At 69.5% G+C, this 15,008-nt stretch carries 13 protein-coding genes and 1 pseudogene; 7 read left to right on the top strand and 7 right to left on the bottom strand.

The window, feature by feature from the left end; all coding sequences use genetic code 11:
* Nucleotides 1-210: 210 nt before the first annotated feature.
* Nucleotides 211-2,052, bottom strand: a complete 1,842-nt coding sequence (locus MFF58_RS30250) for a PHA/PHB synthase family protein (RefSeq protein WP_373323413.1) — start codon at nt 2,050-2,052, stop codon at nt 211-213.
* Between the two features lie 148 nt (nt 2,053-2,200).
* Between MFF58_RS30250 and MFF58_RS30245 the strand changes: the two genes are divergently transcribed.
* From MFF58_RS30245 to prfB, 5 genes are all read left to right on the top strand, one after another.
* Entirely contained in the window at nt 2,201-2,584 is a 384-nt protein-coding gene (locus MFF58_RS30245; RefSeq protein ID WP_238293831.1) for a hypothetical protein, read from the top strand.
* A gap of 111 nt (nt 2,585-2,695) precedes the next feature.
* Nucleotides 2,696-3,913, top strand: coding sequence for an LL-diaminopimelate aminotransferase (locus MFF58_RS30240; RefSeq protein ID WP_238293830.1), 1,218 nt, complete (start codon nt 2,696-2,698; stop codon nt 3,911-3,913).
* A gap of 134 nt (nt 3,914-4,047) precedes the next feature.
* The gene (locus MFF58_RS30235) at nt 4,048-4,260 is read left to right on the top strand and encodes a hypothetical protein (RefSeq protein ID WP_238293828.1); all 213 of its coding nucleotides are present in this window, start codon (nt 4,048-4,050) and stop codon (nt 4,258-4,260) included.
* A gap of 112 nt (nt 4,261-4,372) precedes the next feature.
* Nucleotides 4,373-4,732, top strand: a complete 360-nt coding sequence (locus MFF58_RS30230) for a hypothetical protein (RefSeq protein ID WP_238293826.1) — start codon at nt 4,373-4,375, stop codon at nt 4,730-4,732.
* A 198-nt stretch (nt 4,733-4,930) separates the two neighbouring features.
* Nucleotides 4,931-6,059, top strand: a protein-coding gene (gene prfB, locus MFF58_RS30225; RefSeq protein WP_238293824.1) for a peptide chain release factor 2 whose coding sequence is annotated in 2 segments (ribosomal slippage) — nt 4,931-4,999 and nt 5,001-6,059 — 1,128 coding nt in all. Because the reading frame shifts where the segments join, the coding sequence is not laid out codon by codon here.
* A 275-nt stretch (nt 6,060-6,334) separates the two neighbouring features.
* Here the strand turns inward: prfB and MFF58_RS30220 are convergent.
* Genes MFF58_RS30220 through MFF58_RS30195 form a run of 6 tightly spaced genes read right to left on the bottom strand, consistent with a single transcriptional unit; the run spans nt 6,335 to nt 13,311 of the window.
* Complete coding sequence (locus MFF58_RS30220) at nt 6,335-7,936, bottom strand: gamma-glutamyltransferase family protein (protein ID WP_238293823.1); 1,602 nt, start codon at nt 7,934-7,936, stop codon at nt 6,335-6,337.
* Between the two features lie 57 nt (nt 7,937-7,993).
* Nucleotides 7,994-8,917 carry an ABC transporter ATP-binding protein gene (locus MFF58_RS30215; protein ID WP_238293822.1) on the bottom strand — a complete coding sequence of 308 codons (924 nt, stop codon included), beginning with the start codon at nt 8,915-8,917 and terminating at the stop codon, nt 7,994-7,996.
* Nucleotides 8,914-9,930: an ABC transporter ATP-binding protein gene (locus tag MFF58_RS30210; RefSeq protein WP_238293820.1), complete on the bottom strand. Its 1,017-nt coding sequence runs from the start codon at nt 9,928-9,930 to the stop codon at nt 8,914-8,916. The genes MFF58_RS30215 and MFF58_RS30210 overlap by 4 nt, the downstream gene beginning before the upstream one ends.
* A gap of 8 nt (nt 9,931-9,938) precedes the next feature.
* On the bottom strand, nt 9,939-10,883 hold the full coding sequence (locus tag MFF58_RS30205) for an ABC transporter permease (protein ID WP_238293818.1): 945 nt from the start codon (nt 10,881-10,883) through the stop codon (nt 9,939-9,941).
* The gene (locus tag MFF58_RS30200) at nt 10,880-11,824 is read right to left on the bottom strand and encodes an ABC transporter permease (RefSeq protein ID WP_238293816.1); all 945 of its coding nucleotides are present in this window, start codon (nt 11,822-11,824) and stop codon (nt 10,880-10,882) included. Before MFF58_RS30200 ends, MFF58_RS30205 begins: the two co-directional genes overlap by 4 nt.
* Nucleotides 11,824-13,311 carry an ABC transporter substrate-binding protein gene (locus MFF58_RS30195; protein ID WP_238293814.1) on the bottom strand — a complete coding sequence of 496 codons (1,488 nt, stop codon included), beginning with the start codon at nt 13,309-13,311 and terminating at the stop codon, nt 11,824-11,826. The genes MFF58_RS30200 and MFF58_RS30195 overlap by 1 nt, the downstream gene beginning before the upstream one ends.
* A gap of 514 nt (nt 13,312-13,825) precedes the next feature.
* Here MFF58_RS30195 and MFF58_RS30190 point away from each other — a divergent pair.
* Both MFF58_RS30190 and MFF58_RS30185 read left to right on the top strand, forming a co-directional pair.
* On the top strand, nt 13,826-14,389 hold the full coding sequence (locus tag MFF58_RS30190; RefSeq protein ID WP_238293812.1) for a PilZ domain-containing protein: 564 nt from the start codon (nt 13,826-13,828) through the stop codon (nt 14,387-14,389).
* Nucleotides 14,390-14,765: 376 nt separating this feature from the next.
* Nucleotides 14,766-15,008, top strand: a pseudogene (locus MFF58_RS30185) (porin); the annotation flags it as partial.

Genomic DNA, 15,008 nt, shown 5'->3' with positions numbered 1-15,008 from the left:
TTCGCCGGCACCGTCGACTCCAGCGCCGACATCGTCTCGGTCGGATTCCGCTACCTCTTCGCAGCACCCGCCGCGCCCCCCGAACAAGCCCCACTCATCCGGAAATACTGAGAATCATCGGCGGAGTGCGGGATCAGGCGCTCCGCCGCAGGATGCGCGTCCACCCGAAGCCCGAATCTGCAGGACGCGCATCCCCCGCGGTGATGCGCGTCAGGAACGCATCCGCACGTAGGTGCCGGGCGCGGGCCCCAGGGACGGGAGCGCATCGCCCCCGGGCTTGCGGGCCGGCACGCGCTCCGGCGCCTGAGCCTCGATCCACTGGAACCAGTAGGGCCACCACGAACCCTTGGTCTCGACCGCGGCCTTGACCCAGTCTTCCAGCGTGCCCTTCACCGGACCACCGGTCCAATAGCCATATTTCGGCTTCGCGGGCGGGTTGATGACGCCGGCGATGTGGCCCGAGCCTGCCAGCACGTAATCGACCTTGCCGCCGAAGGTCTTCGAGCCCTCGAACACCGACAGCGCGGGAGCAATATGATCCTCGCGGGTGGCGAGATTGAAGATCGGCACCTGCACCTTCTTGAGGTCGAGGCGGACGTTGCCGAGCACCATCCGGCCCTGCGCCAGCGTGTTGTCGAGGTAGCAGTTGCGCAGGTAGAAGGAATGGTTGGCCGCCGGCATACGAGTTGCGTCCGAATTCCAGTACAACAGGTCGAAGGCCGAGGGTGTCTTGCCCTTGATGTAGTTGTTTACGATGTAGGGCCAGATCAGGTCGTTCGGCCGGAGCATGTTGAAGGCGTTCGCCATCCGGGCGCCGTCCAGGTAGCCCTTCTCGGCCATGCGCATCTCGACCTGACGGATCTGTTCCTCGTCGGCGAAGACTTTCAGGTCCCCAGCATGAGTGAAGTCGACCTGCGTGGTGAGCAGCGTCGCGCTCTTGATCCGTCGGTTGCCGGTGGCCGCCTGCATGGCCAGCGTCACGGCGAGCAGGGTGCCGCCGACGCAGTACCCGGCCGCCGTGACCTCGCTCTCGCCGGTGGCGACGCCGATCGCGTCGATGGCCGCCTCGATCCCCTCGCGCATGTAGGACTCGAAGTCCTTGTCGGCGTGCCGGGCATCCGGGTTCACCCAGGAGATGCAGAAGACCGTCAGCCCCTGGTCGACCATCCACTTCAGGAAACTCTTCTGAGGGTTGAGGTCGAGGATGTAGAACTTGTTGATCCAGGGCGGGACCATCAGGAACGGGCGCTTGAGCACCGTCTCGGTCGTGGGCGCGTACTGGATCAGTTCGATCAGGTCGTTGCGGAACACCACCTCGCCGGGGGTGACCGCCATGTTGCGCCCGACCTCGAACCCGCTCGGATCGGTCTGGCGCACGCGCAGCTGCCCGCGGCCCGCCTCGAGATCCTCCTCGTACATCTTCAGGCCGCGGACGAGGTTGGCGCCGTTCTCCTGAAGCGTATGGCGGATCAGCTCCGGATTGGTCGGTAGAAAGTTCGAGGGCGAGAGCATGCTGGTGAACTGGCGCAGGTAGAACTGCGCCTTGTGGCGCGTATGCGCGTCGATCCCCTCGGCCTCATCCACCAAGCCCTCGGCCCAGCGGGTGGCCAGCAGGTAGGCCTGCTTCAGGAAGTCGAAATACGGGTTGGCCGACCAATCAGCATGGGCGAAACGCGCGTCGCGCGGCTCCGGAAGCACCACAGGAGCGGCCCGCTGGCCCTGCAGGCGCAGGTAGGTGGATCCCCACAGGGACAGGAAATCCTGCGAGAGACGGGCCTGAGCCTCGGCGCTCCGGTTCGGGTCGGACAGCCACGCCTCGGCGACCTTGCCGAGGACCTTCGCCGCGTCGGTCATCTCGTCGCCAGGGCCGCCCGACTGCGAATCGGGCGCCAGAAGGCGAGTGACGTTGCGCCCCATCGCCTCGACGAACTGCCCGGCATTGCGGGACAGCGCCTCGAAATCCGGGAGCGGCGGGTTCACGCCTTCCGGCATCGCGCCGCTTGCGACCATCGTCTGAGGAGCGGTCCGGTCCGGCGGCTGCGGGCTCGTCAAGCGTGCCTCCCTGTTTTTCATCTGTCGACCCGATTGCGCGAGCCTCGTTTCCGACAAAATAAGGAGCGAGCCAGAGGTTTCGCCAGTCCGGCTCCCCATGTCGCCGAAACATACGGCCGATCTTCTCATGCCCTGTGATCAGGCCCCTGTGATAAGGGATCGTGCCCTGTCCGACCTGCTTTCGCTGCGCGTTGGCCGCGTCCTCGCCCTGGCCGTGCTCGCAGGACAGCTCGCGGCCTGCTCCGGCGACGTCGTGCGCTCTCTGGCCTCCGATGCCGGCTATGGCCCCAAAGTGGTGGCGGCGCCGGGTTTCGTCACGGAGACGCGCAGCAAGGAGCGGCCCGACTTCATGCCGGTGGGTGTCGACGCCCCGAAGCGTCCGGTCCGGGCCAAGTCGGTCACCGGACAGAAAGCCCTGGAGGCGGAGCTGGAAGGCGCCCGCGGGCGTAACGAGGCCCGGGGCCGCGCGGCCCTCAGCGCCGGCCAAGGCGGCGCGGCCACCCTCAAGCCGGCTCCGGTGCCGCCACAATAAGGACCGTCGTTTTGTGGGTCGGCGGCGGCCAGCAACTCTGCTAGAGCATGGGGTTCGCGCGACCGGTACAGACGAAAGACGCAGCTTCGGGACGCGCCGATGGACACGCCCATGACCGACTTCCACCGCATCAAGCGACTGCCGCCCTACGTCTTCGAGCAGGTCAACCGGATCAAGGCCGCCGCCCGCGCTCAGGGCGCCGATATCATTGATCTCGGCATGGGCAACCCGGATCTCGACGCCCCGAAGCACGTCATCGCCAAGCTGTGCGAGACGGCCGGCCGGCCGCGGACCGACCGCTACTCGGCTTCGAAAGGGATCGCGGGCCTGCGCAAGGCCCAGGCCGGGTATTATCAGCGCCGCTTCGGCGTGACGCTCAATCCCGATACGCAGGTCGTGGCGACGCTCGGCTCGAAGGAGGGCTTCGCCAACATGGCCCAGGCGATCACCGCCCCGGGCGACGTCGTGCTGGTGCCGAACCCGAGCTACCCGATCCACGCCTTCGGCTTCCTGATGGCGGGCGGCGTCATCCGCTCCGTGCCGGCCGAGCCGACCCCGGCCATGTTCCCGGCGCTCGAGCGGGCCATGCGGCACTCGATCCCGAAGCCGGTAGCCCTGGTGGTCTGCTACCCGTCGAATCCCACCGCCTACGTGGCGAGCCTCGATTTCTACCGGGATCTCGTGGCCTTCGCGAAGCAGCACGAGCTGATCCTGCTGTCGGATCTCGCCTACGCGGAGGTCTATTTCGACGACAACCCGCCGCCCTCCGTGCTGCAGGTGCCCGGCGCCATCGACTGCACGGTTGAATTCACTTCGCTGTCGAAGACCTACTCGATGGCCGGCTGGCGCATGGGCTTCGCGGTGGGCAACGAGCGCCTGCTCGCGGCGCTCACCCGGGTGAAGTCCTACCTCGATTACGGTGCGTTCACGCCGATCCAGGTCGCCGCGACAGCGGCCCTCAACGGTCCGGACGAGTGTATCAACGAGATGCGCGGGATCTACCGGAAGCGGCGCGACGCGTTGGTGGAATCCTTCGGCAAAGCCGGCTGGACCATCCCGTCGCCCGCAGCCTCGATGTTCGCCTGGGTGCCCATCCCGGAGCGCTACCGCGAGATGGGCAGTCTCGAATTCTCCAAGCTGCTGCTGGAGAAATCCGACGTGGCGGTCGCGCCCGGCATCGGCTTCGGCGAGTTCGGCGACGAGTACGTGCGCATCGCGCTCGTGGAGAACGAGCAGCGCATCCGGCAGGCTGCGCGCAACGTCCGCCGGTTCTTCGACGGGACCGACAAGACCCTGCACAACGTCGTCCCGATGGCGCGGGTCGGCTAGCCGTACCCGCCGCGATTGTTGCTGCGGGGCGACACGCGCCGCCAAAGGCGTCGCGATCCCGCCGCGGCGCTTGTCAGCACGGACACTCATGGCCAGGGTCAGGCGTAGGGGTCTTCCCGCGTCCCGAGTTCCGCATGCGCCGCCTGAATCTGATCGCCGCCCTGCTGCTCGCCGCCGCGGCCTCGGCCTGCGCGCCGAACCCGATCATCGCTCGGGACCCGATCCCGGCGCCGGGGCCGGCGGACGCATATGCCTGCGATTCGAAGCCATTGCCGGTCAACACCTTCACGACCGACTGCCGCCCCTTGCCGGCGAGCCCGCAGGTGGTCCTGCGCGCCCGCGGCTGATCCGGCAAGCGTTCCGGTAACCGGTCCGTCCGGACGAACCGGACAGCGCGTCCGTGATCATCTAGACTGTAAGACCTTCGGCGGCTTGGCCGACACCGTCACGGAGCACTGCGTGAGCACCAAGATCCTGATCGCCGCCGGACTTCTCGCCACCGCGACAGGGCAGGGCGCATTGGCGTCCGATGCCGCCTACGCGGCCGCCCCTTACCAGTCGCACGCCTACGTATTCACCGCCCCGAACGGTCCGACGGTTCTCCAGACGGACGGATGCTGCCAAGTGATCGTCCCGCCGGGACGCCCCGATCTCGCCGTGCCGCCGGTCCCGGTCGCCGAGGTGATGAACGGCGGCGGTTTTGGCTACACGGGTTTCGACTACTACAACGATCAGATCACGGAAGGCCGCCTCGGCGCGCGCAAGCGGCCGAAGGAGTACGTGATCGCCCCCGCCTATATCGTGCCGCCGCGGTACTGAGCCGGCGTTACGGCGGTCAGCCCGCCGCTCTGCCTCGGGTTCCGGTTGCTCTCCGTCAGCGGGATCCGGCCCGAGTGGCCGCTCGCGTATCGTGTCGGCCGACGCGACGAAGGCCGGGCGACGCGGCGGCGTTTACAGGCCAAGCCCCCGGGGGTATCACCCCGGCCCAACACATCCACCTCATTCCCGAAGAACCAGATGCGCGCCGAGATCGAGCAAGCCTCGGATGCCGCCAAGCAGTCTATAGGGCTGCTGAGGAGGCATCTTTGACTGGGATACAGTCGATAAACGCCTCGCGGAGCTGAACGCAGCCTCCGAGGATCCCGACCTCTGGAACGATGCCGAGGCCGCCCAGAAGGTCATGCGCGAGCGCCAGCAGCTCGACGAGGCGGTCTCCGCCATCCGGAAGCTGGAGCGTGACCTCGAGGACGGCGCCACGCTGATCGAGCTCGGCGAGATGGAGGGCGACGAATCCTCGATCCGCGAGGGTGAGGCTGCGATCCTGGCCGTCGAGAAGGAATCGGCGAGCCGGCAGGTCGAGACCCTGCTGTCCGGCGAAGCCGACGGCTTCGACACCTATCTCGAAGTCCATGCCGGGGCCGGCGGAACCGAGAGCCAGGACTGGGCCAACATGCTCCAGCGCATGTACGCCCGTTGGGCCGAGCGCCGGAAGTACAAGGTCGACATTGTCGAGTGGTCGGACGGCGAGGAGGCCGGGATCAAGGGCGCCACGCTCCTGATCAAGGGCCATAACGCCTATGGCTGGCTCAAGACCGAGTCCGGCGTGCACCGCTTAGTGCGGATTTCGCCCTACGATTCCAGCGCCCGTCGGCATACCAGCTTCGCCAGCGTCTGGGTCTATCCGGTGATCGATGACCGGATCGAGATCGAGATCAAGGAGTCCGACTGCCGGATCGACACGTACCGGTCGTCCGGCGCCGGTGGCCAGCACGTCAACACCACCGACTCGGCGGTGCGCATCACCCACAATCCCACTGGGATCGTGGTGGCGTGTCAGCAGGAGCGCTCGCAGCACAAGAACCGGGCGACCGCCTGGAACATGCTGCGTGCCCGCCTCTACGAGGCCGAGCTGAAGAAGCGCGAGGAAAAGGCCAACGCCGAGGCCGCCGCCAAGACGGATATCGGCTGGGGCCACCAGATCCGATCCTACGTGCTCCAGCCGTACCAGCTGGTGAAGGACCTGCGCACCGGCACCCAGTCCACGGATCCCGACGAGGTGCTCGACGGCGATCTCGACCCGTTCATGGAAGCCTCGCTCGCTCAGCGGGTCTTCGGCGGGGAAGAGGCGGTCGAGGATATCGACTGAGTTCTCGTGGCCTGGGGACCGCGGCCGCATCCCGCGCGTCTCCCTCCCCCTCCGCGGGGCCGCGACGCGGATCGGGAGCGGGACGCGACGATGCCAGAGGAGACTCTGGCCCATGCGCCCGCTCTGCAGTTTCCAGAAGCCGGATTCCCGTCTCCTGACCCGGCCCTAATGGCTACCCTTCCTTCCCGCAGGGCGAGAAGTAAGGGTGGTGTTTTGAGCGCGTGCCGCCGAACCGGTTCGATGATCCCCGCATCTGATCGGCGCGAGTCCGTCCCTCAGTACCCCAGGGCCGATCCGTCCTTGCGCGGGTCCGAGCCGGCCACCAGCGTGCCGGCCCCGCGGTCGATCCAGATGATCTGGCCGCCGCCGAGCGGCAGCGGCGCGCGGATCGCCGGATGGCCGCGCTCCGTGAGTCCCACCATCACGGCATCGGGAATCCCATCCTCGACTTCCAGACTGCCGCCGTAGGCGAAGCTACGCGGGGCATCGAGCGCCTCCTGCACGTCGAGGCCCCGGTCGAGGAGGCCGGAGAGCAGCTCGACATGGCCCATGGCCTGGTAATGGCCGCCCATGACGCCGAACGGCGCGACCGCCTGCCCGTCCTTCATCAGCATGCCCGGGATGATCGTGTGCATCGGGCGCTTGCCGGGCCCGACGCTGTTCGGGTGGCCGCCCTCCGTGCGGAAGGAAAGGCCCCGGTTGTGCAGCAGCACGCCGCTCTCGGGCGCCAGGATGCCCGAGCCGAACCCCTGGAAGACCGAGTTGATCAGCGACAGCGCGTTGCCCTCCCGGTCGACCACGCAGAGATAGACCGTGTCCTTATGGGCACGACCCTCGGCGATCTCCTGCGCGATCTCGGGGTAGACCTTCGGCTCGCGGGCCCGGCCCATGTCGATCGCCCCGTGGGCGGCGGCCTTCCAGGCGTCGGAGAGCAGGTGTTCCACCGGGACGTTGGCGAGGGCAGCGTCGCCGAACAGGACGTCGCGGTGGTGGTAGGCCTGCTTGCAGGTCTCGGCGAAGAGATGGAGCCGGTCGAGGTCCGAGAGAGCGCCGACATCGTAATGCGTAAGCACGTTGAGCATCATCAGCGCGGCGAGGCCCTGGCCGGCGGGCGGGCACTCGTAGACGTCGTAGCCGCGGTAGCGGGTCGAGACCGGCACGACCACGTCGGGCCGGGCAGCGGCGAAGTCGTCCAGGGTGTGCAGGCCGCCCAATGCGGTGAGCCGGCTCACCATGTCCTCCGCGACCGGCCCGGCGTAGAAGCCGCGCGATCCTTCCTGGGCGACGCGCTGGAGCGTCGCGGCGAGTTTTGGCAGGCGCAGAACGCTGCCGATGGCCGGCACCTGCCCGCCCGGCAGGTAGGCCGCGGCGGCGTGCGGATCGCCGGCGACGCGCTCCGCGCCCCGCTGCCAGTCCCATCCGACGCGCTGCTGGATCACGAACCCGTCCTCGGCGTAGCGGATCGCCGGCTGGAGTAGCTCGCCCAGGGAGCGGGTGCCGTGCTCGCGGACCAGCAGATCCCAGGCCCCGACGGCGCCCGGCACCGTGACGGCGTGCGGCGAGGTCGGGGTGATGCTGACGCCGTGCTCGGCGTACCAGTCGGGTGTCGCGGCGGCCGGCGCGCGGCCCGAACCGTCGAGGGCGATCGGCTTCGTCGCGCCGGCGGGGGCGTAGAGGGCGAAGCAGTCGCCGCCGATGCCGGTCATCAACGGGTCGACCACGCATTGGACCGCCACGGCCGCGATGCCGGCATCGACGGCGTTGCCGCCCGCGCGCAGCACCTCGATGGCGGCGAGGGTCGAGAGCGGGTGCGAGGTCGCGACGGCGGCGTTGGCGGCGTAGACCGGTGAGCGCCCGGGTGCGGAGAAGTCTCTCACGGGATGTCCTGCTGTGCTGGCCGTCTCAGCGAGACGGGATTGCTTGATCCAAGTCTGTCACGCGTGCGGGCCTTGCGGCATCGCCGCCCAATGGCCCGGCGCCACCTCGGTGAGCGGACCATCCGGCGGCTGGTCGTGATCGGCGATGTCGCGGGCGGCGAGGCGGGCGCGCTCCTCGGCCGGATGCGGCACCGGCACCGCGGCGAGCAGGCGGCGGGTGTAGGGGTGGCGCGGATCCGCGTAGAGGGCGTCCGCCTCGGCCAGCTCCACGATCCGCCCGCGCCAGAGCACCGCGACCCTGTGGCAGAGGTAGCGCACCATCCGCAGGTCATGGGAGATGAACAGGTAGGACAGGCCCATCTCGTCCTGAAGGTCCTGGAGCAGGTTCACCACCTGCGCCTGGATCGAGACGTCCAGCGCGGCGATCGGCTCGTCGGCGACGATGAAGCTCGGCTTCAGCGCGATCGCCCGGGCGATGCAGATGCGCTGGCGCTGGCCGCCGGAGAACTGGTGCGGGTAGCGCCCCATGAAGCGCGGATCGAGCCCGACCCGCTCGAACAGGCCAGCCACCGCCTCGCGCCGCTCGGACCCGCGCATCGCCCGCCGGTGCAGCTTGAACGCCTCTGCGACGTAGTCTCCGGCGCTCATCCGCGGGTTGAGGGCCGCGTAGGGATCCTGGAACACGGTCTGCATCCGGGCACGCATCCTGCGCATCGCGGCCGCATCCAGCTTGGCGAGGTCGGTGCCTTCGAACGCGATGGTGCCGGAGGTCGGCGGATTGAGCATCGTCACGGCCCGCCCGATGGTCGATTTGCCGGAACCGGACTCGCCGACGAGGCCCAGGGTCTCGCCGGGGCGGATGTCGAAGCTGACCCCCTCGACGGCGCGGAACACCGAGCCCTTGCCGCCCCACCAGGTGCGCAGGGGATAGTGCTTGGACAGGTCGCGCACGGCGAGGAGCGGCGGGGGCTGTCCGCTCATCGCCCGGCCTCCGGCGCCAGCAGTCTCGGCAGGTCGTACCAGGCGGCGACGAGGTGGCCCGGGGCGGCGCCGGTCGCCTGGACCAGGGGCGGCATCTCGGTCCGGCAGCGGGGCGTCGCGAAGGCGTTGCGCGGGGCGAAGGGATCGCCCGGCGGGAGGTGGCGCATGTCCGGCGGTGCGCCCTCGATCTGGTGCAGGCGGCGGCGCCCGGTCCGGCTGCCCGAGAGGTCCGGCAGGGAGCGCAGGAGCCCGAGGGTGTAGGCGTTGCGGGGATCGGCGAAGATGTCGTCCACCGGGCCACGCTCCAGGATCCGGCCGGCATACATCACCTGCACGGTGTCGCTGATGCCGGCCACCACGCCGAGGTCGTGGGTGATCCAGATGATCGCCATGCCGAGTTCGCGCTTCAGCTCCTGCACCAGCGCGACGATCTCGGCCTGCACGGTGACGTCGAGCGCGGTGGTCGCCTCGTCGGCGATCAGCAGCTTCGGCCGGCAGCTCAGGCCGATGGCGATCATCACCCGCTGGCGCTGGCCGCCGGAGAATTCGTGCGGGTACTGGTCGAGGCGCGAAGCCGCATTCGGGATGCGGACGAGGTCGAGCAGTTCCGTCGCCCGGGCGCGGGCGGCCCGGCCGTCCAGACCGAGATGGATGCGCAGCGGCTCGATGAGCTGGGCCGCCACGGTCATGCCGGGGTTGAGCGAGCTCATCGGGTCCTGGAACACGAAGCCGATCGCGCCGCCCCGGACCTTCCGGAGTTCGCGCTCCTTCAGGGTGAGGAGATCGCGCCCCGCGAACAGCACCTGCCCGCCGGTGACGCGGCCGGGCGGGCGCGGGATCAGGCCGAGCATGGCGAGCACGTGCACGCTCTTGCCGGAGCCGGATTCGCCGACGATCCCCATCGTCTCGCCCTCGTGCAGGGTGTAGGAGACGCCGTTGACCGCGTGGACCGCGCCGCCGTCGGTGTCGAAGGCGACCGCGAGGTCGCGAACGTCGAGGAGGAGCTTCGTCATCGCCGCCGTCATGTGCGTTGCCTCGGGTCGAGGGCGTCCCGCAGGCCGTCGCCGAACAGGTTGAAGGCGAGCACGGCGAGGAAGATCGACAGGCCGGGCCAGATCGCCATCCAGGGGGCCTCGTCCATGAAGTTCTTGGCGGTGTTGAGCATCGCCCCCCAGGACGGCTCGGGCGGCTGCTGGCCGAGGCCCAGGAAGGACAGGCTCGCCTCCGCGATGATGGCGGCCGCGATGGTCAGCGTCGCCTGGACGAGGATCGCCGGGACGATGTTGGGCAGGATGTGGACCCGGGCGATGCGCCAGGGCGGATTGCCCATGGCGCGCGCCGCCTCGACGAACTCCTCGGCCGCCACCGCGCGCACCTGCGCCCGGGTCAGCCGGATGAAGATCGAGGTCGCCGACAGGCCGATGGCGATCATCGCGTTGACGAGGCTCGGGCCCAGGAAGGCGGCCAGCGCGATGGCCAGGATCAGGAACGGGATCGCCAGCAGCGCGTCGGTGAGGCGGGAGATCGCCCCGTCGATCCAGCCGCCCGCGTAGCCGGCGAGCATCCCGAGGGGCAGGCCGAGGGAGACGGCCAGCGCCACCGAGACGAGGCCCGCGCCGAGCGACGCGCGGGCGCCGAAGATGATCCGCGAGAGCACGTCGCGGCCGACCTCGTCGCCGCCGAACGGATGCGCGAGGCTCGGGGCGCCGCGGACGTTGCCCCAGTCGGTGGCGGTGGGATCGTAGGGGGCGACCCAGGGGGCGAGGGCCGCCATCAGCACGAGCAGGCCGACGATGACGAGCCCTGCGACGGCGCTCCTGCGCGCGCGCAGACGCCGCCAGAAAGCCGCGAGGGTGCCGGGTTCCTGGAGAATGGCAGGGGCGGGGGGGCCGGACGGGACGGCCTCCAGGATGCCAATCTCGGCGCCGGCGGTCTCGGCGCGGGCGATCTCGCTGCCGCTGCTCATGCCCGCCTCAGCTTCGGGTTCACGGCCGCGGAGAGCAGGTCGGCGGCGAGGTTCAACGCGATGTAGGTGGCGGCGGTGCAGATCACGACGCCCTGCACGGTGGCGAAATCCCGGTTGAACACGGCGTCGACCATCAGCTTGCCGAAGCCCGGCACGGAGAAGACCTGCTCGGTGAGCACAGCCCCCGACAGGAGCTGACCGAATTCCAGCGCCCCGAGGGTGATGATCGGAATCGCCGCATTGGGCAGCGCGTGCCGCAGGGTCACCCGCAGGGGCGAGACGCCCTTGGCGCGGGCCGTGCGGACGTAGTCGGAGCCGAGCACGCCCAGCATCGCCGCGCGGGTGTGGCGCATCATCACCGCCGCGATGGCGTTGCCGAGCACGAAGGCCGGCATCACCATGGCGGCGAGGTTCTCCGACAGGCTCTCGAAGGGCGAGACGTAGCCGGAGGCCGGCAGCCAGCCGAGCTCCACCGAGAACAGCAGGATCAGCAGGATGCCGAGCCAGAAATTCGGCACCGACAGGCCCCAGAGGGCGATCCCGTTGGCGATCGTGTCGGCGGCCTGCCCGCGCTTCACCGCCGAGAGCACGCCCATGGGCACGCCGATGGCGAGCGCCACCAGCATGGCGAGGCAGGCGAGTTCGAGCGTCACCGGCAGCTTCTCGACGATCAGCTCGGAGACCGGCTTCTGCAGCCGGATCGACTCGCCGAGATCGCCCCGCAGCACGCCGCCGGCCCAGTAGGCGTAGCGCACCGGCAGGGGCTCATCGAGGTGGTACTTCTCGCGGATGAAGGCGATCACCTGCGGGTCGCGCTCCTCGCCGGTGAGCGCGGTGGCCACGTCCCCCGGCAGCAATTGCTGCAGGGCGAAGATGATCATCGAGGCGAGGATCAGCGTCGGGACCGCGAGGGCGAGGCGTCGGACCAGGAACTGCAGCATCAGTTGAGCTTCAGGCCGGTGAAGCGCACGAGCCCGTCCGGGTAGGGCACGAAGCCCGTGAGCTTCTGGCTGTAGGCCCAGAGCAGCTTGCGGTGCAGGATGTAGATGCCCGGCCGGTCCTTCAGCACCTGATCGGCCAGCGCCTTCCAGGCGGCCTTGCGCTTGGCCGGGTCGACGGTCCCGCGCTCGGCCTGGAGGGCCGCGTCGGCCTCGGGGCTGCAGTATTTGGGGTAGTTCAGCGCCGCCTTGCAGGCGAGGAAGCTGTAGGTGTTGCCGTCCGGGTCGGAGCGGCCGCTCCAGGAATAGAGCTGCGCCTCGTAATTGCCCTTGTCGGCGGCATCGAGGGCGGTGGTGAAGTCCACCGCCTGGATCTTCACGTCGAACCCGGCCTCCTTGGCCATGGCCTGGATCACCTGTCCGGTCCGCGGCGAGTCGCTGTCGGCGTAGACGGTCAGCGTGATCTGCGGGTTCGGCTTGCCGGCCTCGGCCAGCAGCGCCTTGGCCTTCGCGACGTCCCGCTTCGGGATCGGGTACTCGGCGACGTAGTTCGGGTTCTTCGGGTTGACCCACTGGTTCCCGGCCAGGAACTCGCCGTTGTAGACGACCTGGTTGATGGCGTTGCGGTCGAGCGCCGCCTCGAACGCCGCCCGGACCTTCGGGTCGGCCACCGGCGAGCCGGGCTTGTTGGGGTTGAACAGGACTTCCAGGAAGCCGAGCTCGTAGGTCGATTCGAGCTTCAGCTTGGCGTCGCGCTTCACCTGCGCCACGTCGGTGGGCGCGAGGCGCTCCAGCAGGTCGAGCTGCCCGGCCCGCAGGTTGGTCAGGCGCACGGTGGCGTCGGGGATCGGCCGGAACTCGATCCGCTGGATGTGGATCGCGTCCTTGTTCCAGTAATCCGGGAATCGCTCGACCACGATCCGGTCCTGCGGCACCCGCTCGACGAACCGGTAGGGGCCCGCACAGACCGGCGCGGAGGCGAACTTGTCGCCGAGGCGCTCGGCGGCCTTGGGCGAGATCATCATGCCGGCCCGGTCGGTGAACTGCGCCATCAAGGGCGCGAACGGCTGCTTCAGGTTGATCCGGACGGTGAGGTCGTCGACCACGTCCACCGAGGCGATCGGCGCGATCTCCGAGCGGCGCTGCGAGCCCGGCAGCGTCATGTGGCGCTCGATCGAGTATTTCGCCGCCGCGGCGTCGAACTTCTCGCCGTCGTGGAACAGCACGCCCGGCCGCAGGTGCAGGGTCAGCACCTTCTCGTCGGGCGACAGCTCCCAGGACGTGGCGAGCTGCGGCACCGGCTTCAGGTCCGGGCCGATGTCCACGAGCTTGTCGCAGAGCGCCGCGAAGACCATCCGGCCCGCGAAGGTGCGGGCGAGCGTCGGATCGAGGGCGTCCGGATCCTCCATCATGCCGTAGCGCAGGGTCTGGGCGGCGGCGGGCGCGGCGAAGGCGATCCCGGCGAGGAGACAGGCGGCGAGACGCAACATGGGACCGTCCGGATGCGGAGGATGACGAGCGGGACGGGTTCGGCCGCGGCCGATCCGTGGGGCGGGCGGCACTGTCGCGCACCGCTATGGCATGCACAATCCCAGGCAGCATCCGTGCCACCGAGGGTCAGTTGCATCTTGAATTCATATGTTGCGCCGGTCCAGGCGACGGCATGGTGAGCCGGCTTCTCAAGGCGTCACGCCGCGGTAGATCGCGGTCCGCCCGAGGCGGGCTGCGCCGCGAAACCGTCGCCGGGGCGCTCTAGCCCGCACCCGGTCCCGGCCTCCCGCGCCGCACCGGCCCGGCGCGTCGGACGGGGCCGGCACCCCCGGGCCGCCCGGTGCATCGCCGCGATCCGCCCGTGTCTCCGGCGGCCTGCTCGAAAGCTGTGCACACGTGCGCGCGGGACCCGCCGCCATGCCCGGCGGCTAAAGTTTTACCGATCGGCGGAAGGCCTCTTCAGGCCCATCCATCGCACACCGCACCGATGATCCAGGCGCGGCGATGAGAGGCATGAATGACCCACGGCACAGCGTCATCCTGCCCGCGCTGTGCTGGAGCCGGCGCCGCCGGGATTTCTACGCGATCACCACGGACGTCTCGGCGGACGGCATCCGGCTCCGGTCCTCGGCCCTGCTGGCGCCCGGCGAGGATCTCACCTGCAGCATCCGCCACATCGGCCTTCTGAAGGCGCGGATCGACTGGACGTCGGGCCAGGATTTCGTCGTTTCGATCCAGGCGGGGCGGGCCGCGCTCGCGGAACTGGCGCGCCAGTTCGTGACGCTGGCGCGGGCCCAGGACCTGCGGGCCGAGCCGCTGCGCATCCACCGCCGCATCGTGCCGCGGCAGAAGATCGTCACCGTGACCCTGGCGGACGGCCGGGCGCAGGCGGGGCACGTCCTGAATATCTCGGCCTCGGGCGTCGCGCTGCTGATCGATCCGGCCCCGGAGATCGGCACGACGTTCCGGGTGGGTCGGACGGCGGCCCGCGTGATCCGGCACTTCACCGACGGCTTGGGAGCCGCCTTCGCGGAGCCCTTCGAGCCGAGCGCCGTCCACGAGGCCATGATCCTATAGGCAACGCGGCGCACGCGTCCGGATGCGTGCGCGCACGGGCGGGAACGCGCGCGCGAAAGGGCGCCGTCGATCCATCCTCGAGGGCGATGACCCCGGCCGCGCGCCCGGGGCGATTCAGGCGCGGCTTCGACGCGTCGCGGGAACCCCGCGTGGCCGACCGGCGGCCGGCGTCGAATCGGCGGGAGGCCCGTGCGCGCCGGGGCGCGAAATTCACAGCCGAAGGCCGGCCGAGAACGACGGACCGGACTGGCATTCGGCAGCCTCGCGGAGGGCATCTGCCGACTTTACACCCTGAAATTGTTGCCAGGCGGCAACATCAGGGCGGAACAGCCAAGGTGGACGCGAATCCTCGTTGCCGGCCGAAACACCTTCGCACATGGTGTTGGGGCACGGGGGCATCGCCAAGCGAGAGCCCGCAGGAGCCTGCCGCCAGACGCGGGCCAAACCTACAGAACGAGCGGCCAGACCCGGAAAACCGGGCACGTCCGCATCATCGGGTCTCGAACCTTTGGAGATGTCAATGAAGCTCTTGAAGAGCTCACTGCTCGGGTCCGCCGCTGCCTTCGCGGCGGTCGGCGCCGCGCACGCCGCCGACCTGCCGGTCAAGAAGGCGGTTCCG

The organism is Methylobacterium longum (genome assembly GCF_022179385.1).
GTDB lineage: Bacteria > Pseudomonadota > Alphaproteobacteria > Rhizobiales > Beijerinckiaceae > Methylobacterium > Methylobacterium longum.
This window is presented reverse-complemented; position numbering and strand designations above follow the sequence as displayed.

What these genes read in the sequence shown, in the direction of transcription:
- MFF58_RS30240 (WP_238293830.1), top strand. Translation starts at nt 2,696, where the DNA reads ATGACCGACTTCCACCGCATCAAGCGACTGCCGCCCTACGTCTTCGAG.
- MFF58_RS30235 (WP_238293828.1), top strand. Translation starts at nt 4,048, where the DNA reads ATGCGCCGCCTGAATCTGATCGCCGCCCTGCTGCTCGCCGCCGCGGCC.
- MFF58_RS30215 (WP_238293822.1), bottom strand. Translation starts at nt 8,917, where the DNA reads ATGAGCGGACAGCCCCCGCCGCTCCTCGCCGTGCGCGACCTGTCCAAG.
- MFF58_RS30210 (WP_238293820.1), bottom strand. Translation starts at nt 9,930, where the DNA reads ATGACGAAGCTCCTCCTCGACGTTCGCGACCTCGCGGTCGCCTTCGAC.
- MFF58_RS30205 (WP_238293818.1), bottom strand. Translation starts at nt 10,883, where the DNA reads ATGAGCAGCGGCAGCGAGATCGCCCGCGCCGAGACCGCCGGCGCCGAG.
- MFF58_RS30200 (WP_238293816.1), bottom strand. Translation starts at nt 11,824, where the DNA reads ATGCTGCAGTTCCTGGTCCGACGCCTCGCCCTCGCGGTCCCGACGCTG.
- MFF58_RS30195 (WP_238293814.1), bottom strand. Translation starts at nt 13,311, where the DNA reads ATGTTGCGTCTCGCCGCCTGTCTCCTCGCCGGGATCGCCTTCGCCGCG.
- MFF58_RS30190 (WP_238293812.1), top strand. Translation starts at nt 13,826, where the DNA reads ATGAATGACCCACGGCACAGCGTCATCCTGCCCGCGCTGTGCTGGAGC.